This window comes from Duganella sp. GW821-FHT01E12, from assembly GCF_059422325.1.
Genome location: NZ_JBWKWR010000005.1, coordinates 233,525 through 257,762, shown reverse-complemented (window position 1 = coordinate 257,762; position 24,238 = coordinate 233,525). Strand labels below are relative to the sequence as shown.

Annotated in this window: 19 protein-coding genes; 10 read left to right on the top strand and 9 right to left on the bottom strand. The window is 64.1% G+C overall.

From position 1 onward, the window contains the following. The first annotated feature begins 6 nt into the window (after nucleotides 1–6). Nucleotides 7–888 (top strand): DUF3667 domain-containing protein, encoded by an 882-nt coding sequence (locus tag AC07WS_RS16910; protein WP_494730210.1) that lies wholly within the window; start codon nucleotides 7–9, stop codon nucleotides 886–888. A 12-nt stretch (nucleotides 889–900) separates the two neighbouring features. Here the strand turns inward: AC07WS_RS16910 and yacG are convergent, their stop codons facing one another. From yacG to AC07WS_RS16890, 4 genes are all read right to left on the bottom strand, one after another. Beyond that, the gene (gene yacG / locus AC07WS_RS16905) at nucleotides 901–1,074 is read right to left on the bottom strand and encodes a DNA gyrase inhibitor YacG (protein ID WP_494730209.1); all 174 of its coding nucleotides are present in this window, start codon (nucleotides 1,072–1,074) and stop codon (nucleotides 901–903) included. 9 nt (nucleotides 1,075–1,083) lie between these two features. Then, nucleotides 1,084–1,839, bottom strand: a complete 756-nt coding sequence (zapD, locus tag AC07WS_RS16900; RefSeq protein ID WP_494730208.1) for a cell division protein ZapD — start codon at nucleotides 1,837–1,839, stop codon at nucleotides 1,084–1,086. Nucleotides 1,840–1,904: 65 nt separating this feature from the next. Then, the gene (coaE, locus tag AC07WS_RS16895) at nucleotides 1,905–2,543 is read right to left on the bottom strand and encodes a dephospho-CoA kinase (RefSeq protein WP_494730207.1); all 639 of its coding nucleotides are present in this window, start codon (nucleotides 2,541–2,543) and stop codon (nucleotides 1,905–1,907) included. A gap of 6 nt (nucleotides 2,544–2,549) precedes the next feature. After that, nucleotides 2,550–3,425, bottom strand: a complete 876-nt coding sequence (locus AC07WS_RS16890) for a prepilin peptidase (protein WP_494730206.1) — start codon at nucleotides 3,423–3,425, stop codon at nucleotides 2,550–2,552. A 175-nt stretch (nucleotides 3,426–3,600) separates the two neighbouring features. Here AC07WS_RS16890 and AC07WS_RS16885 point away from each other — a divergent pair, with 175 nt between their 5' ends. Further along, entirely contained in the window at nucleotides 3,601–3,906 is a 306-nt protein-coding gene (locus AC07WS_RS16885) for a hypothetical protein (protein ID WP_494730205.1), read from the top strand. Here the strand turns inward: AC07WS_RS16885 and AC07WS_RS16880 are convergent. The 4 genes from AC07WS_RS16880 to AC07WS_RS16865 all read right to left on the bottom strand — a co-directional run bounded on the left by AC07WS_RS16880 (nucleotide 3,903) and on the right by AC07WS_RS16865 (nucleotide 10,004). Beyond that, nucleotides 3,903–5,126, bottom strand: a complete 1,224-nt coding sequence (locus AC07WS_RS16880; protein ID WP_494730204.1) for a type II secretion system F family protein — start codon at nucleotides 5,124–5,126, stop codon at nucleotides 3,903–3,905. The two genes, AC07WS_RS16885 and AC07WS_RS16880, sit on opposite strands and share 4 nt — an antisense overlap. An 11-nt stretch (nucleotides 5,127–5,137) precedes the next feature. Continuing rightward, nucleotides 5,138–6,880, bottom strand: coding sequence for a type IV-A pilus assembly ATPase PilB (pilB, locus tag AC07WS_RS16875; protein WP_494730203.1), 1,743 nt, complete (start codon nucleotides 6,878–6,880; stop codon nucleotides 5,138–5,140). Nucleotides 6,881–6,998: 118 nt separating this feature from the next. After that, entirely contained in the window at nucleotides 6,999–8,288 is a 1,290-nt protein-coding gene (locus AC07WS_RS16870) for an HlyC/CorC family transporter (RefSeq protein WP_494730202.1), read from the bottom strand. Nucleotides 8,289–8,486: 198 nt separating this feature from the next. Next, a complete protein-coding gene (locus tag AC07WS_RS16865) occupies nucleotides 8,487–10,004 on the bottom strand; it encodes a tetratricopeptide repeat protein (protein ID WP_494730201.1) in 1,518 nt (505 codons plus the stop codon). 120 nt (nucleotides 10,005–10,124) lie between these two features. Between AC07WS_RS16865 and AC07WS_RS16860 the strand changes: the two genes are divergently transcribed. Further along, nucleotides 10,125–12,080 carry an alpha/beta hydrolase family protein gene (locus AC07WS_RS16860; protein ID WP_494730200.1) on the top strand — a complete coding sequence of 652 codons (1,956 nt, stop codon included), beginning with the start codon at nucleotides 10,125–10,127 and terminating at the stop codon, nucleotides 12,078–12,080. On the opposite strand, the gene uraH is transcribed toward AC07WS_RS16860, so the two are convergent. Further along, complete coding sequence (gene uraH / locus AC07WS_RS16855) at nucleotides 12,081–12,434, bottom strand: hydroxyisourate hydrolase (protein WP_494730199.1); 354 nt, start codon at nucleotides 12,432–12,434, stop codon at nucleotides 12,081–12,083. Between the two features lie 109 nt (nucleotides 12,435–12,543). On the opposite strand from uraH, the gene puuE reads away from it, so the two are divergent. From puuE to AC07WS_RS16820, 7 genes are all read left to right on the top strand, one after another. Then, nucleotides 12,544–13,497, top strand: coding sequence for an allantoinase PuuE (gene puuE / locus AC07WS_RS16850; RefSeq protein WP_494730198.1), 954 nt, complete (start codon nucleotides 12,544–12,546; stop codon nucleotides 13,495–13,497). A gap of 7 nt (nucleotides 13,498–13,504) precedes the next feature. Then, complete coding sequence (gene xdhA / locus AC07WS_RS16845) at nucleotides 13,505–14,974, top strand: xanthine dehydrogenase small subunit (RefSeq protein ID WP_494730197.1); 1,470 nt, start codon at nucleotides 13,505–13,507, stop codon at nucleotides 14,972–14,974. Nucleotides 14,975–14,985: 11 nt separating this feature from the next. Next, a complete protein-coding gene (gene xdhB / locus AC07WS_RS16840; RefSeq protein WP_494730196.1) occupies nucleotides 14,986–17,319 on the top strand; it encodes a xanthine dehydrogenase molybdopterin binding subunit in 2,334 nt (777 codons plus the stop codon). 10 nt (nucleotides 17,320–17,329) lie between these two features. Continuing rightward, complete coding sequence (gene xdhC, locus AC07WS_RS16835) at nucleotides 17,330–18,376, top strand: xanthine dehydrogenase accessory protein XdhC (RefSeq protein ID WP_494730195.1); 1,047 nt, start codon at nucleotides 17,330–17,332, stop codon at nucleotides 18,374–18,376. A gap of 28 nt (nucleotides 18,377–18,404) precedes the next feature. Continuing rightward, the gene (guaD, locus tag AC07WS_RS16830; RefSeq protein WP_494730194.1) at nucleotides 18,405–19,712 is read left to right on the top strand and encodes a guanine deaminase; all 1,308 of its coding nucleotides are present in this window, start codon (nucleotides 18,405–18,407) and stop codon (nucleotides 19,710–19,712) included. A 17-nt stretch (nucleotides 19,713–19,729) separates the two neighbouring features. After that, nucleotides 19,730–21,205, top strand: a complete 1,476-nt coding sequence (locus tag AC07WS_RS16825) for an adenosine deaminase family protein (protein WP_494730193.1) — start codon at nucleotides 19,730–19,732, stop codon at nucleotides 21,203–21,205. A gap of 602 nt (nucleotides 21,206–21,807) precedes the next feature. Beyond that, nucleotides 21,808–24,204, top strand: a complete 2,397-nt coding sequence (locus AC07WS_RS16820) for a TonB-dependent receptor (RefSeq protein WP_494730192.1) — start codon at nucleotides 21,808–21,810, stop codon at nucleotides 24,202–24,204. The last annotated feature ends 34 nt before the right edge of the window (nucleotides 24,205–24,238 follow it).

Sequence of the window (24,238 nt, the reverse complement as noted above, 5' to 3'; positions counted from 1 at the left end):
TTGCCCATGAAATTTGTCAGCCTCGGCCCACGGGCTCACGATGTGCGCCCCAAGTCTAGCGGTTCCTGCCACGATTGCGCCGCGCCAGTCAGCGGCAAGTATTGCAGCGAATGTGGCCAGAGCAGCCACGTGCACGTGGCCTCGGCCGGCGAATTCATTCATCACTTCATCGGTCACTTTATCGCGGCGGAGAGCAAGCTGTGGCGCACATTGGGCGACCTGTTGCTGCGTCCCGGGCAATTGACGGTCGATTTCATACGCGGCCGCCGCACCCGCCACATCGATCCGCTGCGTCTGTTGTTGACAATGTCGGTGCTGGTGTTCGCGATGTTGAAGTTGCAGACCTTTGTCATGGAAAGCACCGCGAAAGAGCCAGCCAGTATCAGCGCGCCACAAGCGGAGGCGCGCCAGGCCCGGTCACGGATGACGCAAATGATAGCCGGCGCATTTGAGTGGGCCAGCCCAACGTTCAAGGAAAAACTCGCCGCGTTTGATGCGCTGCCTCCTGCCCAAAGAGCAGAAGTTTTCTGGAAAGACGCGCAGAAGTTCGGGTCGACGATGATATTGTGCCTGATACCGCTGGTCGCGCTGTTCCTTAAGTTGCTCAATGCGGGGACTGGCTGGCGCTACGGCGAACACCTGGTATTTTCGATCCACCTGCACGCTTTTTTGCTGCTGTTATTCCAGGCCTGGATACAGCTTGAGCCGGTGGTTCCCCACATGGCTACGGTGAGCCTGCTCGTGTTGGCGCTGTATTCGTTTCTCGCGCTGCGCCGCATGTATGGCGGCAGTTGGCCTGTGCTGATGGTCCGCTGGGCCGGGCTGGTGTATCTGGAATTGAAGTCTCTCTATGCGTTTGCCACGATCGCTTTCTTCATCAGCCTGTGAGCCAGGCGGCGCTTACTCTTCGTCGAGCGGATCTTTGGGCGGGGCGGCGGGAATGGCGTACTTTTCCTCGGCCCAGGCGCCGAGATCGATTTGTTTGCAGCGTTCCGAGCAGAACGGGCGATACTTATTCTCTTCCTTCCACTCCACTTTGGCGGAGCAGGTAGGGCAGTCAACTACGGTGGCCATGAGCTATCTTTAAAAGTTACAGAGGGTGAGCTCGAATGGTACATCATCTTCCAGCGGTTTGGGTTTCAAGTCGCCGCCCTGCGAGGTGAAGCGCACCCACAGCATGTACTTGTTGGCCGAGATTTCCGGGATCGCACCCAGCGATTCGTCCAGCGTCAGCCGCAGCATCTGGTAGACCTTGCCCTGCAACATCTGCTGGTAGCTGCCGGCCACGGCGATCATCTTGACCGGGCCGCCGGAGTCGCGCAGCAGGCGCAGCACCAGGCCCAGCGCGTCGAACAGCGGCGCCAGCGGCGCGAACCAGGCGGCGATGTCGTTGAAACGCTGCTCGGCCGGACGCTTCTGCCATGCGTAGTAGGACGGCAGGTCGAATTCGCAGGCGCCGCCGGGGATGATGGTGCGGCCGCGTATGCTCATCAGCCATTCGTTGTCGCGCACGTTCTGGCCGGTCTTGCCCTGGGCCGCGACCAGCGCGCTGCTCACGCCGTCGAGCTCGGACAGGATGGCGTCCAGCGTTTCCGCCTGGACGTTGGGATTCATGCGGTAGCCCAGCAGCGATTGGCGCTGGCGCTCCAGTTCCTGCAACAGGTCGGATTTCAGGTCGGCGCGGCCGGCCACCTCCAGCATGTCAAAGATGGTCGCCAACGCGACGTGGTGCTGCATAGGATGTTCTTGGTGCACAAAGAACTTGAATTTCTCGTACAGATCCTCTAATCGCAACAACGTGCGTATGCGCTCGTTGAAAGGATATTCGTAGACAATCAAAATAACATCCCTCTGTAGGTGGACTTGCGATTAATTCCCGTGATTTTGAAGCAAGCCAAGCAAAATTACAAACGTTGCGAAGGTATTGTTGCCGTTCTTTTCGAAAATGCCAGATATAAATCGTGCAGACGGTCGATTTGGGGCGCCAAAGCCTCGATTCCGTTGCCGTTTTCGATAATGTCGTCCGCCGCGTCCAGGCGCTGCTGGCGGCTGGCCTGCGCCGCCATGATGGCGCGGACCTGGCTTTCCGGCAGATTGTTACGCGCCATGACGCGGGCGATTTGCACTTCTTCCGGGCAGTCTACCGCGAGTACGCGTGTGACCCGCGCACGCCAAGTGCCCGATTCCACCAGCAGCGGCACGGCGAAGATGACGTAGCTGCCGGTGGCCGCGGCGGCGGCGGCCAGCGCGGCGTCGCGGATGCGCGGGTGCAGGATGGCTTCGAGGCGGGCCTTGGCGCCGGCGTCGGCGAACACCAGGGCGCGCATGCGGGCGCGGTCGAGCGCGCCGGCGGCGTCGGCGAACTCGGGGCCGAACCCGGCGACGATGGCCGGCATCGCGGCGCCGCCGGGCGCCGTCAGGCTGTGGGCGATCTGGTCGGTGTCGACGATGCTGGCGCCGCGCGCGGCGAACAGCTCGGCCACCGTGCTCTTGCCGCTGCCGATGCCGCCGGTCAGGCCGATGGAGAAGGGCAGTGTGCTCATCGGTGCTTACAGGTAGGGGTAGAAGTTGCGGGTGAAGGCCATGATCGGGTCGCGGTACAGGAAGACGATCAGGCCGGCCGCCGCCAGGTAGGGGCCGAACGGGATCTGGTAGTCGAAGCCGCGGCGGTTGGCGATCATCAGCGCGATGCCGATCACCGAGCCCACCAGCGAGGACATCAGCACGATGGCCGGCAACATCGCCCAGCCCATCCAGGCGCCCAGCGCGGCCAGCAGCTTGAAGTCGCCGTAGCCCATGCCGTCGCGGTGGCGTACCAGTTTATACGCCCAGTTGACGGACCACAGCGCCAGGTAGCCGGCCGCCGCGCCGATGACGGCGTCGCGCAGCGGGGCGAAGGTGGCGTCGATGTTCATGAGCAGGCCGGCCCAGATCAGCGGGTAGGTCAGATCGTCCGGCAGCATCTGGGTGTCGAAGTCGATGAAGGTCATGGCGATCAGCAGGTACAGGAACAGCAGGCCGGACAGCCCGGCCCAGCCGCTGCCGAAGTGCCACACCACCACCGCCGACAGCGCGCCGGCCAGCACTTCGATGGCCGGGTAGCGGGCCGAGATCGGCGCCTTGCAGTTGCTGCATTTGCCGCGCAGGACCAGGTAGCTGAGCACCGGGATGTTCTCCAGCGCGGTGATCTGGTGCTGGCAGTGCGGGCAGGCCGAGCGCGGCACCATCAGGTTGTAGCGGTCGGTGTGCGGCTCATCCTTGCCGGCTTCGACGGCGCAATAATTGTCCGATTCGCGCTGCATCATCTTCGGCAGGCGGTGGATCACCACGTTCAGGAAGCTGCCGAACAGCAGGCCGAACAGGCCGGCGATCAGGCTGACGGCGAGTTGGCCGGCGGGCGCAAACAACAGGGTCGGTTCAGGCATGGGAGGTCGGGCCGCATAGATAGTCACAGAGGCCCATATTAAAGCATTACAGCAACATTGCGGGATGGTTTTTCAGACGGCGTCGCCGGCATCGAGTCCCTCCTTGGGGATATGGGAACGAAGTTGGATTTCTGGCAAGGTGGAGAACCTGCCACCCGTGTCGCGGAGTCCATTTTTGTCCTCCCTAGCCAAGACCGTATTGCTGCACCTGTTGGCCTGCCTGCGCCGGGTCGGCCGCCGCCGCCGGCAACTGGCGCGGCGGGCCGAGCGCGAACGCGCCGCGCTGGCCATGCAGGACACGCTGCTGCAAAACGTGCAGGGCCTGATCCTGCGCTTCCAGGGCGTGAGCCACCGCCTGCCGGCCGACAGCGCCGAGCGCGCCACCATCGAAGCCATCCTCGACCAGGCCGACGAGGTGCTGGCCGAGGCGCGCGAGCGCATGCAGGCGCTGCGCGCCGCGGACGACGGCCGCTCGCCCTAGACCACCGAGCCGAGCTTGAAGATCGGCAGGTACATGGCCACCACCAGGCCGCCGATCAGCACGCCCAGGATGACCATGATGGCCGGCTCCATCAGGCTCGACAGCGAGGCCACGGCCTCGTCCACCTCTTCCTCGTAGAAGTCGGCCACCTTGCCCAGCATGGCGTCGAGCGAACCGGACTCCTCGCCGATGGCCACCATCTGCGTCACCATATTGGGGAACACGTCGGCGTTCTGCATCGCCACGGTCAGGCTGGTGCCGGTGCTGACCTCGTTCTGGATCTTGCGGGTGGCGTCCAGGTAGACCGCGTTGCCGGCCGCGCCGCCCACCGAATCGAGCGACTCCACCAGCGGCACGCCGGCCGCGAACATGGTGGCCAAGGTGCGGGTCCAGCGGGCGATGGTGGCCTTGCGGATCACGTCGCCGAACACCGGCAGGCGCAGCAGCAACCGGTCCATGAAGCGCTGCATCTGCAAGGAGCGCTGCCAGGCGCGGAAGAAGAAGTAGATCGCGGCGAACAGGCCGCCGAAGATCAGGTACCACCAGGCCACGAAGAATTCCGACAGCGCCATCACGAACAGCGTGGGCGCCGGCAGGTTGGCGCCGAAGCTCTTGAACACTTCCTTGAACGCCGGCACCACCCAGATCATGATCACCGCCGTGACGATGAAGGCCACCGCCAGGATCGACACCGGATACATCAGCGCGGACTTGATCTTGGCCTTCATGGCCAGCGTCTTTTCCTTGTAGATCGCCAGCCGGGTCAGCAGGTCCTCCAGGATGCCGGCCTGCTCGCCGGCGCCCACCAGGTTGCAGAACAGCGGATCGAAGTACAGCGGGAACTTGCGGAACGCCTGGTTCAGGCTGGTGCCGGTCTCGATATCGGCGCGCAGGTCCATCACCAGCTTGGACACCGACGGATTGGCGTGGCCCTTGCCGACGATGTCGAACGATTGCAGCAGCGGCACGCCGGCCTTCATCATGGTGGCCAGCTGGCGGGTGAACAGCGAGATATCCTTGTCGGTGATCTTCTTGCCGCTGCGGTAGGCCTTCTTCTTGACCTTGGTGACCATGATGCCCTGGCGGCGCAGGGTGACGTTGACCACGGCCTCGCCGCCGGCGCGCAGCTCGCCGCGCACCGTCTTGCCGCTCTTGTCCTTGCCTTCCCAGGCGAAGATCGATTCCTTGACCTGGTTGCCCGCGTTGCCCGTAGTCGCCATGGAGTTGCTTCCTATTCGTTGGTACAGCCGAGCACTTCTTCAAGACTGGTCAGGCCGTTCCTGACCTTCACCAGCCCGGACTGGCGCAGCGACTTCACGCCTTCCTCTTCCGACTTGGCGGCGATTTCCATGGAATTGCCGTGCGCCAGGATGATGCTTTCGATGGCGGGCGAGATCGGCATGATCTGGTAGATGCCGACCCGGCCCTTGTAGCCGCCGCCGTTGCAGCGCTCGCAGCCGACCGGGCCGTAGGGCTTCCAGCTGCCGTCCAGCTCATGCTCCTTGAAGCCGGCCTTGAGCAGCAGCTCGTGCGAGATCTCCACCGGCTGCTTGCAGGTGCACAGCCGGCGCGCCAGCCGCTGCGCGGTGATCAGGATCACCGACGAGGCGATGTTGAACGGCGCCACGCCCATGTTCATCAGGCGCGTCAGCGTGGACGGCGCATCGTTGGTGTGCAGCGTGGAGAACACCATGTGGCCGGTCTGCGCCGCCTTGATGGCGATGTCGGCCGTCTCCAGGTCGCGGATCTCGCCGACCATGATGATGTCCGGGTCCTGGCGCAGGAAGGACTTGAGCGCCACCGGGAAGGTCAGGCCGGCCTTGTCGTTGACGTTGACCTGGTTCACGCCCGGCAGGTTGATCTCGGCCGGGTCCTCGGCGGTGGAGATGTTGATGCCGGGCTTGTTGATCACGTTCAGGCAGGTGTACAGCGACACCGTCTTGCCCGAGCCGGTCGGCCCGGTCACCAGCACCATGCCGTAGGGGCGCTGGATGGCGTCGAGCAGCAGCGCCTTCTGGTCCGGGTCGTAGCCGAGCGCGTCGATGCCCATCTGCGCCTGGGTGGCGTCGAGGATGCGCATCACGGTCTTCTCGCCGAACAGGGTCGGCAGGGTGGAGATGCGCAGGTCGATGGTCTTGGTGGGCGAGACGATCAGGCGCATGCGGCCGTCCTGCGGGATGCGCTTTTCCGAGATGTCCAGCTTGGCCAGCACCTTGATGCGCGAGACCAGCTTCTCCTTGATCGAGATCGGCGGCTGGGCGTGTTCCATCAGCACGCCGTCGACGCGGAAGCGCACGCGGTAGAATTTTTCGAACGGTTCGAAGTGCAAGTCCGAGGCGCCCATGTTGACCGCGTCCATCAGCATCTTGTTGAGGAAGCGCACCACCGGGGCGTCCTCGACCTCGTTGGCGCCGGCCTCGGCGGCCGCGGCGTTGGCGGCGGCCGAGGCGTCCTCCTCCTCGGCGAACTGGATGTCCGACTCGTCGCCGCCCAGGTCGCTGAGGGCTTGCTCGCTGCTTTTGTTCAGGCGCGCCAGCAATTGCAGCAGCGCGTCGTGGGCCACGATGACCGGCTCGACCGTCGATTCGGTCTGGAACTTGATCTGGTCCAGCGCCTGGATGTTGGTCGGATCGGAAATGGCCACCGACATCTTGTTGCCGCGCTTGGCCAGCGCGATGACCCGCTGCGCCTGCATCAGCTTGTTGTCGATGATCTTGGCCGGCAGCGCCTCGACGTTGAGCGCCTGCACATCCATCAGCGGATAGGCGAAGGTTTCGGCGCAGAACATGGCCAGCGCGCGGGCGTCGATGGCGCCGCTGGCCAGCAGCACGTCGATGAAGGCCAGCTTGTCGGCCACGGATTTTTTTTGCAGCATGTCGGCCTGGGCCGCGGAAAGGCGGCCGGCTTGCATCAATGCCCGTGCCAGCCCCGGCATCGGGGCGCCTGGCGCGGCGTTCGGTAGGACTGCTGCCATAGATGCGTCTGCTGGATGGGGGGCGTCGTAAAATGATGCTCTAGAGCATCATATTTGTAAAGCCGTTTGTCGTTCCTCGGAAACGATTGTACTCCCCAATGTTGTATATCCAGCCGGATTAGTGCGTACGGCGACTGCCCGGGCGTATCAATTTGACGACTTTGATCGCCTGGTCGTGCACTTGCACCACCTCGATGATGCAGTTGGCGACCTTGATGCTGATGGGCGCGTCTGGAATTTCTTGCAACAGTTCCAGCAGCAAGCCGTTCAGGGTCTTGGGGCCGTCCAGCGGGAAGCCCAGGCCGAGGCGCTTGTTGATGTCGCGCAGCGCGGTCGAGCCCTCCAGCAGGCACTCGCCCTGCTCGGTCCAGCCGAAGCTGTCGGCGCGGGCCGCGCCCGGCATCGATGTCGTAAACTCACCGATCATTTCCTCGATGATATCGTCCAGGGTGACCAGGCCCTGCACCTCGCCGTACTCGTCGACGATGATGCCCAGGCGCTCCTTGTTCTCCTGGAAGTACTGCAGCTGGGTGAAGACGCCGGTGTCCTGCGGGATGAAGTAGGGCGTGGTCAGCAGCTCGCGGAAATGCTCGACGGTCAGCTCGTCCTCCTGGTTCAGCAGCGCCACCGCCTTGCGCACGTGCAGGATGCCGATGATGCGGTTGATCTCGCCTTCGTAGACGGGCAGCTTGTTGTGGTAACAGGTGGTCAGCTCGCGCTTGATCTCGTCGACCGTCAGCTCCAGGTTCAGCGCCTCGATCTGCGAGCGGGGCGTCATGATGTCCTCGACCGAGATGGTCTCCAGGTCGAACAGGTTGAGCAGGATGCTCTTGTGCTTTTGCGGAATGAAGTTGCCGCCCTCCAGCACGATCGAACGCAGCTCCTCGGGCGACAGGCGGGCCTCGTGGGCGTGGGCGCCGGCCTTGATGCGGAACAGCTTGAGCACCACCGTGACGAACAGGTTGACGAACCAGATCACCGGCTTGGCCAGCGTCATCAGCGGGCGCAGCACCATGCTGGTGGGCAGGGCGATGCGTTCCGGGAAGGTGGCGCCGATCACCTTGGGCGAGATTTCCGCGAACACGATCAGCAGGAAGGCCACCACGCCGGTGGAGATGGTGATGACGTTGTCGTCGTGGCCGAAGGATTCGATGGCGATGGCGGTGACCAGGGCGGTGGCCATGGCGTTGATCAGCGTATTGGCGATCAGCACCAGCGACAGCAGCTTATCGGTGCGGTCGAGCAGCCAGAGGGTGGTGATGGCGCGGCGGCTGCCGCGTTTGGCCATATGGCGCAGGCGATAGCGGTTGGCCGCCATCAGGGCGGTTTCGGCCATGGCGAAGAAGGCCGAGCACAGTATCAGGAGGGCGAGCGCCAGAAGTTGCGCCCAAAACGGCACGGTATCCAAGGGTCACCGTAAAGAATCTTGCGTGGGAAACTGGTCGGCCTGATCACTGCGCCGGCCCAGACGGCATGGCCCCGCACCGCGGCCAAGAGCTTCGAATTCTAAGGCAAGCTTGGCTTCCATGCAAGTTGGGGTCAAGTCTGACATTCGGACACGAGCTCTACTGTAGCGCCCCGCTACAGTAGAGCTCGTGTCCGAATGTCAGACTTGACCCCCGTGTTTGGCCAGCATTAAAGCCAGCGCGGCGGTGGGGGCGCCGTTTTCCTGGCGGGCGGTCAGCGCTTCGGCGGCCTTGATGTGGAAGCCGGTCGCGGCGGCCAGGCGTTCGATGTAGGCCAGCGTGTGGGCGTAGCGGTTCGATGGCCGCAGCGCGTAGTCGGCGCCTTCGCCCGCTTCGACCGTGAAGCAGAAATGGCCGCCGGCACGCAGCGCGCGGTGCACGCCGGCGAAGACCGGCGCCAGGTCGCCGATGTAGACGAAGACGTCGGCCGCCACCGCCAGATCCCAGGCGCCTTGTTGCCCGTCCAGATAGGTGGTCAGGTCGCCGCAGGCGAGGGTGTCGTACAGCCCGCGCTCGGCCGCCTTGTCCAGCATCTGCTGCGACAGGTCCACGCCCGCCAGCCTGCCCGCGTAGGCCTTGAGGTAGGGGCCGCACAGGCCGGTGCCGCAGCCCAGGTCCAGCGTGTCGTACGCGCCGGGGCCGAGGGTGCGGCGGATCAGCCCGTCCAGATAGGCCGGCGTCCGGTAGTCCAACACCTCCACCAGATGCTGGTCGAAGTGGTTGGCGTATTGGTCGAACAGCGAGCGGACGTACTCGGCCGGCAGCACGGCCGGCGTCTCGCCCGCGCCCACCGAGGCCAGCGCGAAGGCGATGGTTTCGGGATTGTCGCCATGCGCCAGCGCGGCGCGGTAGGCGGCGATGGCCTCGTCGTTGCGCCCCATCGAACGCAGCGTGTTGCCGCGCGCGTAGTGGGCCAGCGCATAGTCCGGCTTGAGCGCCAGCGCCTGGTCGTAGCTGTCCAGCGCGGCGTCGAAGATGCCCAGCCGCCGCATGGCCGCGCCCTGGCCATTGTAGGCCTCCGCCCAGCGCGGACGCAGATGGATGGCGCGGTCGAAGCTCTCCACCGCTTCCGGCAGCATGCGCAGGCAGTGCAGCGCGTTGCCGCGCGCGAACCAGGCGTCGGCGTTGCGGCTCTGCAGCTTGAGCGCTTCCTCCGCCGCGCCCAGCGCATCGAGGTAGCGGCCCTGGTCCTGCAGCACGATGGCACGGTTGCAGTGCGCCTCGGCGTACGAAGGCTGGATCGCCAGCGCGCGCTGATAACTGAGCAGCGCCTCGTCGAGCCGAGCCAGCCGGCGCAAGGCGTTGCCGCGATTGCTCCAGGCCATGGCGTAGTCGGGCAGCAGGGCGAGGGCGCGCTCGTGGCTGGCCAGCGCCTCGTCGGCGCGGCCGGCGTCGAGCAGCGCCACGCCGAGATTGCAGTGGGCCTTGGCCTGCGCGCCATCGACCGCGATCGCTTGCGAGATCAACGCGATGGCCGTCTGCGCATCGCCCTGCTGGCGCGCGATCACGCCCAGCAGATGCAGCGCGTCGAACTGGCGCGGGTCGAGCTCCAGCGCCTGGCGGTACAGTGCCTGCGCCGGTTCCAGCCGCCCCTGCTGGTGCAGTTCGACGGCTTGTTGCAGAAAGGACGCGATCAGCGCCGAATGGGTTCCGTTCATAGTGTGCGCATCTTAGCCGAAGCCCGACCGGCGCGGCTGAAATCTCTCCGTTTGTATCTTTTGATAAGCTTGTTAAGCATGGTAGTATTTTTGAAAATCAAAAAGTAATTGGGGCTATAAATGAAAAAAATGCTGTCCAGCGCGCTATGCGCCGTATTGCCGTTGTTGGCCCAGGGCGCGCAGCCCGCGCCGATACCGATCCAGGCCTTCGTCGAGGAAGACCAGTACAGCAACCCGCAGATATCGCCCGACGGTAAACACCTGGCCGTGACCGTGCGCGTTCCGCAAGGCGCGCGCACGGTGCCGATGTTGTCCTTCTTCAGCCTGCCCGACATGAAGCTGGAAAGCACAGTGCGCATGCCTTTGTTCACCGTCCCCGCCAGCTACGATTGGACCAGCAACACCCGCGTGGTCGTCGAGCAGGCCAAAGAGGTCGGTTCGCGCGAGGCGCCGCAGCGCACCGGCGAGGTGGTGGCGATGGACTACGACGGCACGCATCAAGTCTATATGCACGGCTACCAGATGCTGATGCTGTCCAAGCAGAATGCGCGGTATGGCAACGACTATGCCTATGCCACGGTGGTCGACCTGCCCGAGGTGCGCAACAGCCATGTCTATCTCGCCAGCTACCCGTGGGAGCACGAGTACAGCGCGCTCTACGACTTCGACAGCCGTAACGCGATACGCAAACTGATGACCGAGCTGCCGGCGCCGAACGCGCATTTCATCCTGCGCCACAACGACAAGCCCGGCTACGCCTCATCCACCGACAAGCAGGGCTTTTACCAGCTGTGGCGCTTTGACCAGGCGAGCGAAAAATGGAGCATCGAGGAGCAGCCCAAGGGCAGCCAGCTGGTGCCCGTCGCCTTCAGCGCCGACGAGAAGGAATTGTTCGCCTGGCATGCGGAGAACGGCGGCCCGAGCAAGCTGATACGGCAGAACATCGCCACCGGCCAGCGCAAGACCGTCGCCGAAGACGCGCATGGCGGCATGGGCAATCTGATGTACGCCACCACCGGCACCCAACCGATCGGCGCGTTCACCAATTCGGGCCGCCCGCGCGCGATCTACATTGATCCATCGCATCCCGACGCGGTCCTGCACCGCGACTTGAGCGCGCAGTTCCCGGACGCCAGCGTCACGCTGCACAGCGCCACCGCCGACGGCAACACCGTGCTGGCGCTGGTGAACAGCGATCGCGATCCCGGCGTGGTCTATCTGTACGACCGCAAGACCAACAAGGCCGACCTGCTGCTGACCTACATGGCCGCGATCGATCCGGACGCGATGGCGCCGCGCCAGCCGATCAGCTACACGGCACGCGACGGCCTGCGCATCGACGGCTATCTGACGATGCCGCTGGCCAAAGGCGAGGGCAAGCCGCCGCTGATCCTGATTCCGCACGGCGGCCCGCATGGCCCCTTCGATACCTGGTACTTCGATACCGACGCGCAGTTCCTGGCCAGCCGCGGCTACGCGGTGCTGCAGGTGAACTATCGCGGCTCGGGCGGGCGCGGCAAAGGCTTCGAATACGCCGGCCATCGCCAGTGGGGCGGCAAGATCTTGGACGACCTGGTCGATGGCGTGCAGTGGGCGGTCGCGCAAGGCAAGGTGGATGGCACGCGCATGTGCGTCTACGGCGCCAGCTTTGGCGGCTACGCGGCGATGATGCTGGCCGCGCGCGAGCCGGACCTGTTCAAGTGCGCGGTCGGCTACGCAGGCGTCTACGACCTGCCCCTGCTTTACAAGCGCGATGTGTCGATCACCGAGGCGCGGGTGAGCAATGCGTATAAACGCTATGTCGGCGACGATCCCGCCGAGCTGGCGCGCATCTCGCCGGCGCGGCAGGCAGCCAGCATCAAGGCCGGGGTGCTGCTGATCCACGGCGGCAAGGACGAGCGCGCGCTGAAGGAAAACGCCTTCCGGATGAAGGAGGCGCTGGAAAAGGCCGGGCACCCGCCTGAATGGTACTACGTCGATTACGAAGGCCACGGCTTCTACGACACCGCCAACAAGACCGAGGTCTATCAGCGGATGGAGAACTTCTTCGGCAAATACCTCGGCAAAGCCAAGTAATCAGCTGCCGCGATAGGTCGAATACGCCCACGGCGAGACGACCAGCGGCACGTGGTAATTCTGGTCGGCGCTGGCGATGCCGAAGGCCAGCGTCACCTCGTCGATGAAGCGCGGCTCCGGCAGGTCCACGCCCTGCGCGGCGAAGTAGGCGCCGGCGCCGAACACCAGCTCATACTTGCCCGGCTTCATGGTCGCGCCCTCCAGCAGCGGCACGGCGCAGCGGCCGTCGGCGTTGGTGACGTCGGTCTTGATCAACTCGCGGCCCTGCGCCGTGACGGCGTACAAGGCCACCTTGACGCCGGCGCCCGGCTTGCCGACGGTGATATCGAGAACGTGTGTACTAAGCTTGCCCATGGTAAGTCCTATATCGGTAGGTGATGAGTATCTATTGGACAAATCATATACCGATGCCGTTCTACGCATATATGATTGCAGATATATTCCTCATAGACTAGCCAGCGCCATGACCAACTACGACAACTATCCGCGCGACTTGATCGGCTACGGCCCGAAGCCGCCGCACGCCCAGTGGCCCGACCGGGCCCGCGTGGCCCTGCAATTCGTCCTCAATTACGAAGAGGGCGGCGAGAACAACGTGCTGCACGGCGACGCCGGCTCCGAGACCTTCCTGTCCGAGATCATCGGCGCGGCCTCGTTCAGCAACCGCCACATGAGCATGGAATCGATCTACGAGTACGGCTCGCGCGCCGGCTTGTGGCGGCTGCTGCGCATGTTCGAGGAGCGCAAGCTGCCGCTGACGATCTTCGGCGTCTCGATGGCGCTCAAGCGCAATCCGGAGGCGGTGGCCGCGTTCCAGGAGCTGGGCCACGAAATCGCCTGCCACGGCCTGCGCTGGATCACCTACCAGAATATGGACGAAGCCACCGAGCGCGCCCACATGAAGGAAGCGGTGCAGATCATCCGCGAGCTGACCGGCAGCGCGCCGCAGGGCTGGTACACCGGCCGCGATTCGCCGCAGACCAAGCGCCTGGTGGTGGAGCACGGCGGCTTCCGCTACGACGCCGACAACTACAGCGACGACCTGCCATTCTGGCAAAAGGTGGACTACACTGATGCAGAGGGCAAGGCCGCTGTGGCGCCGCAGCTGATCGTGCCGTACACGCTCGACACCAACGACATGCGCTTCGCTGCCGCGCAGGGCTTCAACTCCGGCACGCAGTTCTTCGACTACCTGAAGGACGCCTTCGATGTGCTGTACGCGGAAGGCGACCCGGCAGGCCTGAACCAGCCGAAGATGCTGTCGATCGGCCTGCACTGCCGCATCGTGGGCCGGCCGGCGCGCGCGGCGGCGCTGGCGCGCTTCCTCGACTACGTGCAAAAGCACGATAAGGTGTGGATCACCCGCCGTATCGATATCGCCGAGCACTGGCGCAAAACCCATCCCTTCGCAGGTTGAGGTCAAGATGTCCGAACCGATTCGTTTTTACTACCGTGGCGCAGTGCAGGAAATCTCCGGCGCCGCGCCCACCCGCACCGTGCTGCAGCACCTGCGTGAGGATCTGCATTGCACCGGCACCAAGGAAGGCTGCGCCGAAGGCGATTGCGGCGCCTGCACCGTGGTGGTGGGCAGCCTGAACGCCGCCGGCCAGCTGGAGATGAAGGCCGTGAACTCCTGCATCCAGTTCGCGCCCACGCTCGACGGCAAGGCGCTGTTCACCGTCGAAGACCTGCAGCAGCCGGACGGCGCGCTGCATCCGGTGCAGCAGGCGATGGTGGAATGCCACGGCTCGCAGTGCGGCTTCTGCACGCCGGGCTTCGTCATGTCCCTGTGGGGGATGTACCTCGACAAGGACGACCAGCCCGCGCAGCGCAAGGAAATCGACGACTGCCTGTCCGGTAACCTGTGCCGCTGCACCGGCTACCGTCCCATCATCGACGCCGCGCACCGCATGACCGAGTTGCCGAAGGTCGGCTTCGACCGCGCCGCGCTGGCCGAACAACTGCGTGCCCTGCAGCGCGACGCCGGTGCCAGCTACAGCGCGCACGGCCAGACCTTCCACGCGCCGCGCACTTTGGACGAACTGGTGGCGCTGCGCGCCGCGCATCCGAAAGCCACGCTGCTGTCGGGTTCCACCGACGTCGGCCTGTGGGTCACCAAGCAGATGCGCGAACTTGGCGACATCATTTATCTCGGCCATGTCAGCGCGCTGCAAACCGTCGGCGAGGCGGATGGCATGCTGCACATCGGCGCCGGCGTATCGCTCAACGACGCGTACGAGGCCTTGTGCCGCCTGTATCCGTCGCAGCTGGGCGAGATGTGGCAGCGCTTCGCGTCGCTGCCGATCCGTAACGCCGGCACTCTGGGCGGCAACGTAGCCAACGGCTCGCCGATCGGCGATTCGATGCCTTGGATGATAGCCGTCGGCAGCGAGGTGGTGCTGCGCGGCCCGGCCGGCGAGCGCGTGATGCCGCTGGAAGCCTTCTATCTCGACTATCAGAAAAAGGACATGCGGCCCGACGAATTCGTGGCCGCCGTGCGCGTGCCGCTGCCGCGCGAGGGTGTGCAGTTCCGCACCTACAAGCTGGCCAAGCGCTTCGACCAGGATATCTCGGCCGTCTGCGCCGCGTTCGCGTTCAAGCTCGATGGCGATCAGATCGTCGACGCCCGCATCGCTTTCGGCGGCATGGCCGCCACCCCGCGCCGCGCCGCCCGCGCCGAGGCCTCGCTGAACGGCTTGCGCTGGAACGAAGCCAATCTGCGCGTTGCGATGGACATGCTGGCGCAGGACTTTGCGCCACTGTCGGACATGCGCGCCTCCAGCACCTACCGCATGCAGACGGCGCAGAATCTGCTGCGCCGCTTCTGGTTCGAAACCCGCGCCGACGCGCCGCTGGCGGCCGATGCCGTCAACGCCTTCGCCTGCCGCGCTTGAAAGGAGCCATCATGAATCAACCAGTTGCTCCCTCGCTGCTTGCCGCGCAGGCGTGGAAGGCGGTCGGCGTCGCCCGTCCGCACGAATCGGCCGAGCTGCACGTGCTTGGCCAGGCCACCTACACCGACGACATCCCTGAGCTGCAAGGCACGCTGCATGCGGCGCTGGGTCTGTCGTCCAAGGCGCGCGCGCGCATCAACGCGATGGACCTGTCGCCGGTGCGCAGTTCGCCCGGCGTGGTGGCGGTCTACACCGCCGAGGATATAGTCGGCACCAACGACTGCGGCCCGATCATCCACGACGATCCTATCCTCAGCGCCGGTGAGGTGATGTATGTCGGCCAGCCGATCTTCATCGTCATCGCCGACACGCACGACAACGCCCGCCGGGCCGCGCGCCGCGCCGTGATCGGCTACGATGAGCTGCCGGCCATCTTCACGCCGCAGGAAGCCAAGGCCGCGCAGTCCTACGTGCTGCCGCCGATGCATCTCAAGCGCGGCGATTTCCAGGCCGCGTTCGAGCAGGCGCCCAATGTGGTCAAGGGCCAGTTGTTTGTTGGCGGCCAGGAGCAGTTTTACCTGGAAGGCCAGATCGCCTACGCAATTCCGAAGGAAGACCACGGCATGCTGGTGCAATGCTCGACGCAGCACCCGAGCGAGATGCAGCACGTGGTGGCGCACGCGCTGGGCGTGCATTCGCATAAGGTGCAGGTGGAGTGCCGCCGCATGGGCGGTGGCTTCGGCGGCAAGGAATCGCAATCGGCGCTGTGGGCGGCTTCGGCCAGCATCGCGGCGGCCAAGCTGCGCCGCCCGGTCAAGCTGCGCGCCGACCGTGACGACGACATGCTCGTTACCGGCAAGCGCCATTGCTTCTTCTACGAATACGAAGTCGGCTACGACGACAGCGGCAAGATCCTCGCCGCCAAGGTCGACATGACCTTGCGCGCCGGCTTCTCGGCGGATTTGTCCGGCCCTGTGGCCACGCGCGCGGTCTGCCACTTCGATAACACCTACTACCTGTCGGACGTGGATATCCGCGCCGGCTGCGGCAAGACCAACACCCAATCGAATACCGCCTTCCGCGGCTTCGGCGGCCCGCAGGGCGCGATCGCCATCGAGTACATCGTCGACGAAATCGCCCGCAACCTGGGGCGCGACGCGCTGGATATCCGCCGCCTCAACTTCTACGGCAAGATCGAACGCAACGTCACGCCGTACGGCCAGGAGATTGTCGACAACGTGATCGAAGCGTTGACGGCGGAGCTGGAACAGACCAGCGAATACCGCGCACGCCGCGCCGCCATCGAGGCCTACAACACCACCAGTCCCGTGCTGAAAAAGGGTCTGGCGATGACGCCGCTGAAATTCGGCATCGCCTTCAACGTCACGCACCTGAACCAGGCGGGCGCGCTGGTGCATGTGTATGTGGACGGGTCGGTGCTGGTCAATCACGGCGGCACGGAGATGGGGCAGGGCATCAACACCAAGGTGATGCAGGTGGTGGCGCATGAACTGGGCCTCGACCTGGATCACGTGCGCGCTACGGCCACCGACACCAGCAAGGTCGCCAACACCTCGGCCACGGCCGCCTCCACCGGCGCGGATTTGAACGGCAAGGCCGCGCAGGACGCGGCGCGCCAGATCCGCGAACGCCTGGCCGCCTTCGCCGTCAAGCTGTATGGCGACGAGGATGGCGTGCCGGTTCAGTTCTTCAACAACGCCATACACGTGAACGGCCATGTGGTGCCGTTCGCGGAGCTGGTGCAGCGCGCCTACCTGGCCCGCGTGCAGCTGTGGTCCGACGGCTTCTACGCCACGCCCGGCCTGCACTGGGATCCGAAGACGATGAACGGCCATCCGTTCTCGTACTACGCCTACGGCGCGGCGGTCTCCGAAGTGGTGGTCGATACGCTGACCGGGGAATGGAAGCTGCTGCGCGCGGACGCGCTGTACGATGCGGGCCGCTCGCTCAACCCGGCCATCGACCTGGGGCAGGTGGAGGGCGCGTTCATACAGGGCATGGGCTGGCTGACCACCGAGCAGCTGTGGTGGAACCCGGCCGGCAAGCTGATGACGCATGCTCCGTCGACGTACAAGATTCCCGGCGTGTCCGACTGCCCGGAGGACTTCCGCGTGCGGCTGTTCGACAACGGCAACGTCGAGGACAGCATCCACCGCTCCAAGGCCGTGGGCGAGCCGCCGTTGCTGCTGCCGTTCTCGGTGTTCTTCGCGATCCGCGATGCGATTTCCGCCGTCGGCGGGCACCGCGTGAATCCGCCGCTGAACGCTCCGGCGACCAGCGAGGAAATCCTGCGCGCCGTGGCCATCGTGGAAATGTCGGCTTGAGGATATCGGCATGAACGAGTGGCTGACAACTGTGATGGCGGAACCGGCGGTGCTGGTGACGGTGGCGATCGTGGAGGGCTCCGGCCCGCGCGAACCCGGCGCCCGCATGCTGGTCACGGCGGACGGCCAGGTGGACACCATCGGCGGCGGCCATCTGGAGATGTGCGCGGTCGATGTCGGCCGCAGCATGTTGAAGAACGCTGCCAGGACCGGCGAGGGCGTGCCGGCGCGACTTGAGCGTTATGCCCTCGGGCCGACGCTGGGCCAGTGCTGCGGCGGCGTGGTCCATCTTGCGTTTGAATTGATCGATGCGTCGATGGCCGAGGTGATGGCCAGTCTGCGCAAACGCTGGCGCGAGGACAGCTGGCGCCTCAGCGCCATCGACGGCGCGCCAGTCTCCCTGCTGCTGGATGCCGAAAGCGCGGTCGTCGCCGGCACGCCAGGCGAATCCGCATTCCCCAGTATCGACCATCAGCGCGGCACCCACATCCTGCGCGACACAGCCGGCCGCCGCTGGCTTGCCGATCCCTGCCTGGCTCCGCGTGCGCACTTGCTGCTGTTCGGTGCCGGCCACGTGGGCGCGGCCATCGTCCGCATGCTGGGCGAGCTGCCTTGCACTGTCACCTGGATCGACGAACGCGAGGACATGTTCCCGCCTACGATACCGGCCAACGTCACCGTCGAAGCCACCGCCGCGCCGGAATCCCTGGTGGACAGCGCCCCCGCCGGCGCAAGCTATCTGGTGATGACCCACAGCCACGCGCTGGATCAGCGCCTCAGCGAAGCGATCCTTGCCCGTCCCGACGTCGGTTGGTTCGGCCTGATCGGCTCCAAGACCAAGCGGGTGCAATTCGAACGCCGCATGGCCGCGCGCGGCCTGCCGGAAGAGCGCATCGCCGCCATGGTCTGCCCGATCGGCATCGCCGGCATCACCAACAAACTGCCGGCCGCAATCGCCGCCTCCGTCTGCGCGCAGTTGCTGACGGTGTGGGAAGCGCAGCAAACCGCCGCACTCGAAACGCAGGCCGCACCGGTGCGCCTGGCCGCATCGCGCTAGAATCAGCATTCCTCTTCGGGACATCGCCATGCCTAACAACTTGCAAGCCTACCGCGGCAGCTTGCTGCATTTCGTCGCCGATCCTGCGTTCAGCGCGCAGTCGCACGCATGGCATGAAGACGGCCTGCTGATCGTCGCCGACGGAAAAGTGCAGGCGGCCGGCGACTACGCCACACTGCATGCCACGCTGCCGCCCGGCGCCGAGCTGCACGACTACAGCGGCAAGCTGCTGATGCCCGGCTTCATCGACACCCACGTCCACTATCCGCAGACCGACATGATCGCCTCGCCGTCGGAAGGGCTGCTGCCCTGGCTGGAGACCTACACCTTCCCGACCGAGCGCCAGTTCGAAGACCCGTCCCACGCCGCCGGCGTGGCCGACTTCTTCCTCGACGAGCTGCTACGCTGCGGCACCACCACCGCCATGGTCTACTGCACCGTGCATCCGCAATCGGTGGACGCCTTCTTCGCGGCCAGCGAACAGCGCGGCCTGCGCATGGTGGCGGGGAAGGTGATGATGGACCGGAACTGCCCCGACTTCCTGCGCGACACCGCCGAATCCAGCGCCCGCGACACCGAGGCGCTGATCCAGCGCTGGCACAAGCGCGGCCGCGCGCTGTATGCGATCACGCCGCGCTTCGCGCCCACGTCCACGGAAGCGCAGCTGCAGCTGGCGGGCGAACTGGCGTGCTCCTATCCGGATACCTACATCCAGACCCACGTCTCCGAAAACGAAGCCGAATGCGCGTGGGTGCGCGAGCTGTTCCCCAACTCGCGCAGCTACATCGACGTCTACGACAGCTACGGCATGCTGCGGCCGCGCGCCATGTACGGCCACTGCATCTGGCTCAATGAACAGGACCGCGTGCGGATGGCGCAAACGCAGTCGGCCGCCGCCATCTGCCCGACCTCCAACCTGTTCCTCGGCAGCGGCCTGTTCGACTTCGAGCGCGCCGACCAGGCAGGCGTGCTGCTGTCGCTGGCGACCGATGTGGGCGGCGGCACGTCGTTCTCGATGTTGCAAACGATGAATGAAGCCTATAAAGTAGCGCGACTGAAGGGTAGTTACCTGCCGGCCCTGCGGATGTTTTACCTGGCCACGCTGGGCGCGGCGCGCAGCATGCAGCTGGAAGGCACGATCGGCAATTTCGCCGCCGGCGCCGAGGCGGATTTCATCGTACTCGATCCGCAAGCCACGCCGCTGCTGCAGCGCCGTACCGCGCGCGGCGAGAGCCTGGAAGAACTGCTGTTCGCGCTGGCCCTGCAGGGCGACGACCGTGCCGTGGCGGCCACCTATTCGGCCGGCCGCCAGGTGCACGCCCGCGTAATGACTTAAACCACATTGGAAGACTCATGCAAAAAAATATCGCCAGCCTGAAGGCCGCCGCCATCGCCGCCGCCCTGTTCTGCGCCTTGCCGCACGGCGCGCAAGCGGCCAGCAACGAGGAGATCACCAAGCGCCAGTTCGCGGCGCTGGTCGCGGGCCCGGAGCCCAAGACGGCCGAGCTGACGATGTTCCTGACCATGATGCCCAAGGGCGGCGACCTGCATCACCACTACTCGGGCGCGATCTACGCCGAGCAGTATCTGGAGTGGGTGGACAAGGAAGGCTACTGCGTCAACAAGAACACCTACCTGATCGACACCAACAAGGCCGATACCGCCGCCGAACAGGCCAAGCCTGCGGCCGACCGCGTCTGCCTGTCCGGCCAGGACGTGATGAACAATAACACCGTGCTGGCCAACCTGCTGCAGCGCTGGGCGGACAAGGACTTCTACAACCACGGCGCGCTGCAATCGCCGCCGGATCGCCAGTTCTTCGACACCTTCGGCTTCTTTGGCCCGGTCTCCTCGACCAACGCGGCCGACGGCCTGCAACGCCTGAAGCAGCGCGCCATCCAGGAAAACCTGGGCTACATCGAAACCATCTACGAGATCGCGCCGATGGCGCAGGACGCCGATTTCGACCGCAAGGCCGCCGCCGGCGGCATCACCGACGCCGACCTGGCCGCCTACGCCGCCAAGCTGGAGACCAATGGCGACTTCCAGGGCTGGATCGCCTCCTACCTGAAAAACGTGGACACCGCCGGCGCCGGCATCGACGACGCCAACTTCACGCTGCGCTACCAGCCGTTTGCGCTGCGTTTCCTGACGCCGTCGCAGGTGTTTTCGCAGATGGTGTCGAGCTTCAAGCTGGCCACCTCCAACCCGAAAATCGTCGGCGTCAACATTGTCGGCCAGGAGAGCGTCAACGTCTCGATGCACGACTACGCGCTGCACATGCGGATGTTCAAATTCCTGAAAACCAGGCAGCCGGGCGTGAAACTGGCGCTGCATGCGGGCGAATTGGCGCTGGGCGTGGTGCCGCCGGAAGGCCTGACCTTCCACATCAAGGACGCCATCGACGTCGCCGGCGCCAGCCGCATCGGCCACGGCATCGACATCGCGCATGAGACCGACGCGCTGGCGATCATGAAAAAAATGCGCGACCAGCAGGTCCCGGTGGAGGTCAACCTGACCAGCAACCAGTTCATCCTGGGTGTGAAGGGCGAGGCCCATCCCGTCACCCTGTACCGTAAATACGGCGTGCCGTTCGTGCTGTCGACCGACGATGCCGGCGTCTCGCGCAACAACCTGTCCGGCGAATACGTGTTGTACGCGGCCCGCTACAAGCCGGACTACGCCGAGATCAAGAAACTGTCCTACGACAGCATCCGCTATTCCTTCCTGGCTGACGCCGATAAACAACGCTTACTGAAGGCATTGGACGGCAAGTTCGCCAAATTCGAGGCCGCCATCGCCGGCGCGCCGGCCGCCAAGCGCCGCTGAGTTTGCTTCGGGGGCGGCGCCGCCGGCCCCGAATGTTGCGCTGCCGCGACGGACGGATTAGTGTTACAGGTCTAATTCCCCTCAAGCCGCCTTCCGCGCGGCTTGTCATCTTTGTCATATTTCCACTGAAGTGTGGCAACATTGCGACATATGCAGGCTTGCCCGCACCAGGACAGTGCGTTTTCTGAATGAAATTTATTCAAGTGGCGCGCGGTCTACTATAATGCTCCCCTTAAAGATGCGCCTCGCTTACAGAGCGAAACCTGCGCGGTTCAGCGCCCCATTTATATCGCTTTCGTATAAATCCCTAAAGTAAATCGTATTTGTCACGCATTTTTTGCTGATGCATAGTTGTTTGAGATGCTTCCAAACTGCCAACTTTGTTGGCGTTTCGAGGGTGTTGCATGCAAATGTCAGTCAGGCAAGTCTGTGACGGTCTGATCAACTGACTTCTTGTCATGTTGATGAAATATTTACTGGTTACAATTTTGTGATGTCATGGGCACTTTGTGTCAAGAATGTGACCGCGGGTCATAAGCCCGCCCGGTCCAAGGCATCTTAGAACACAATAAATTTTTTTACATAAACTGGGAGTTCCCTTAATGCAATCCGCCGTTAAACACAATCCGACGCTGCGTCTGAGCCTGGTCGCTCTGGCCTGCCAGATGGTCTGCATGGGTGCCGCGTACGCGCAGTCCGACGCCGCCCCTGCCGCCAAGCCAGCCACCGAAACCGTGACCATCACCGGCCGTAAAGTCGGTATGGGCCTGATGGTGCAGGAAGACGTGCCAAAAGCACGCTCGACCGTTACCGCCGAGGAACTGGCGAAGCAGCGTCCGACCGGCAACGCCTACGACGCCCTGGCGCTGATGCCTGCTGTGAACACCTACAGCTACGACGGTACCGGCCTGTTCGGCGGCGGCCTGACCCTGCGCGGCTTCAATAGCGATCAGATCGGTGCGACCATTAACGGCGTTCCAGTGAACGATTCGGGTAACTTCGCCGTGTTCCCACAGGAATTCGTCGACCAGGAAAACACCTGCACCACCTTCGTGACCCAGGGTTCGACCGACGTCGACTCCCCGCAAGTTGGCGCCACCGGCGGTAACTTCGGCATCACCACCTGCGATCCTGAAGACAAGCAGCGCTTCCGCATCATGCAGACCGGCGGCCAGCTGAGCATGTGGAAATCGTATGTGCGTTTCGACTCCGGTAAATTTGCCAACGACAAGGCCAAGGTCTTTGTCTCCGTGTCGCATGCCGAGGCCAAAAAATGGAAGGGTTTGGGCAAGGCGCTGCGTGACCACGTCGACGTCGGCTTCAACTACGACTGGGACCGCTTCAACTATATCCACGGTACGGTTCTGTACAACCGCGCGATCAACAACAACATCAGCACCTTCAACCTGGCTGACCTGAAAAAGAACGGCTACTACTACGACTACGCGACGACCTTCACCGGCCGCGCGGCGCCAAGCCCAGGCAAGGCCGGCAACGACACCCTGCCAGCGAATGCTGACTCGTACTACAAACTGGCGCTGAATCCGTTCGAGAACGTGATTGCATCGGCAACCGGCAAGTTCCGTCTGAACGACAGCACCGACATCAAGGTCGTGCCTTACTTCTGGTACGGCTACGGCACCGGCGGCGTGCAGGAAAAGCTGATCAGCGAATCGGGCTTCCTGAATCCTGCCACCGGCAAGCTGAATGCCGGCGTCGACCTGAACGGCGACGGCGACACCCTGGATAAAGTGCTGATGTACAGCGGCAGCATCACCCGCACCAAGCGCCCAGGTATCACCACGACCGTGATCGAAAACCTTGGCGACCACCAGCTTCTGGCTGGCTTCTGGTACGAGCGCGCCAACCACCGTCAGACCGGCCCGATGACCAAGATCGACGCCAACGGCAATCCAGGCGACGCTTGGTTGCGTGATGACCTGATCAACCGCCCAGACGGTTCGCCGTACGAATCGCGCGATTGGAAAACCATCAGCACCGCGTACCAGGCCTTCGCGCAGGACACGATCTCGCTGGGCGACAAGGTACTGGTCAACGTTGGCGTACGCACCCCGCACGTCAAGCGCGACTTTACCAACTACCCTAACGAAGGCTTCAACTCGTCGACCGCCTATACGCTGAACCCGACCTACAAAGCTTACCTGCCGCAGTTCGGCGTGCGCTACCGCATCACCAACGACGACCAGATCTTCGCCAGCTATGCGAAGAACTTCCGCGCGCCGCCTAACTTCGTGTTCGCGACCACCGGCAACAACGTGGTAATCAGCCCAGCCGGCCAGGCCTTCCTGGCCAGCGCGGTGAAGCCTGAAACGTCGTGGAACCTGGATGTCGGCTACCGTCACCAGACCTCCGCGATTACCACGTCGGCTACCGTGTTCTACATCGATTACAAAAACCGTCAGGCCAATGCAACCGATCCGAACACCCAGACCAGCACGTACACCAACGTCGGCAATGTCAAAAACAAGGGTTTCGAGCTTGAACTGGGTAACACCCCGATCAACGGCTTCTCCGTTTATGGCTCGCTGGGTTATCTGAAAACCGAAATCCAGAACAACCTGGCCGCCGGTTTTGACAATGCGAGCAAGTCCATCATTTACCTGCCGACCACCGGCAAGGAATTCCCGCTTGCTCCAAAGTGGAAAGCTGGCCTGAGCGCTTCGTATGAGACCGATGCATGGTACGTTCGCATGACCGGCAAATACACCGCCCGTCAACAAGCCACGCTGATGAACGACGAAGAAGTCCCAGGCTACACCCTGGTGGGCCTGGACGCTGCTTACCAGTTCCCAAGCTGGGGCGCGTTCAAGACTCCTAAGCTGAGCCTGAACGTGTCGAACCTGACCAACCGTCAGTTCCGCAATCCTACCGGCCTGGCATCCAACGCCCTGGCTTACGGCGCCATCAAACCGGGCAATGTGTTCTACTACCTGGGCGCACCGCGTATGATGTCGGCTACGCTGCGTGTAGACTTCTAATTGTTTCGTATCCGGTGGCTGCCCGCAAGGCCTC

Bases quoted from the DNA above. Each gene is read 5' to 3' on its own strand.
- AC07WS_RS16910 (WP_494730210.1), top strand. From the start codon at position 7: ATGAAATTTGTCAGCCTCGGCCCACGGGCTCACGATGTGCGCCCCAAG.
- AC07WS_RS16825 (WP_494730193.1), top strand. From the start codon at position 19,730: ATGCAAAAAAATATCGCCAGCCTGAAGGCCGCCGCCATCGCCGCCGCC.
- AC07WS_RS16880 (WP_494730204.1), bottom strand. From the start codon at position 5,126: ATGGCGACTACGGGCAACGCGGGCAACCAGGTCAAGGAATCGATCTTC.
- puuE (WP_494730198.1), top strand. From the start codon at position 12,544: ATGACCAACTACGACAACTATCCGCGCGACTTGATCGGCTACGGCCCG.
- xdhC (WP_494730195.1), top strand. From the start codon at position 17,330: ATGAACGAGTGGCTGACAACTGTGATGGCGGAACCGGCGGTGCTGGTG.
- AC07WS_RS16860 (WP_494730200.1), top strand. From the start codon at position 10,125: ATGAAAAAAATGCTGTCCAGCGCGCTATGCGCCGTATTGCCGTTGTTG.
- AC07WS_RS16865 (WP_494730201.1), bottom strand. From the start codon at position 10,004: ATGAACGGAACCCATTCGGCGCTGATCGCGTCCTTTCTGCAACAAGCC.
- AC07WS_RS16820 (WP_494730192.1), top strand. From the start codon at position 21,808: ATGCAATCCGCCGTTAAACACAATCCGACGCTGCGTCTGAGCCTGGTC.
- yacG (WP_494730209.1), bottom strand. From the start codon at position 1,074: ATGGCCACCGTAGTTGACTGCCCTACCTGCTCCGCCAAAGTGGAGTGG.
- xdhB (WP_494730196.1), top strand. From the start codon at position 14,986: ATGAATCAACCAGTTGCTCCCTCGCTGCTTGCCGCGCAGGCGTGGAAG.
- pilB (WP_494730203.1), bottom strand. From the start codon at position 6,880: ATGGCAGCAGTCCTACCGAACGCCGCGCCAGGCGCCCCGATGCCGGGG.
- xdhA (WP_494730197.1), top strand. From the start codon at position 13,505: ATGTCCGAACCGATTCGTTTTTACTACCGTGGCGCAGTGCAGGAAATC.
- guaD (WP_494730194.1), top strand. From the start codon at position 18,405: ATGCCTAACAACTTGCAAGCCTACCGCGGCAGCTTGCTGCATTTCGTC.
- AC07WS_RS16890 (WP_494730206.1), bottom strand. From the start codon at position 3,425: ATGCCTGAACCGACCCTGTTGTTTGCGCCCGCCGGCCAACTCGCCGTC.
- coaE (WP_494730207.1), bottom strand. From the start codon at position 2,543: ATGAGCACACTGCCCTTCTCCATCGGCCTGACCGGCGGCATCGGCAGC.
- uraH (WP_494730199.1), bottom strand. From the start codon at position 12,434: ATGGGCAAGCTTAGTACACACGTTCTCGATATCACCGTCGGCAAGCCG.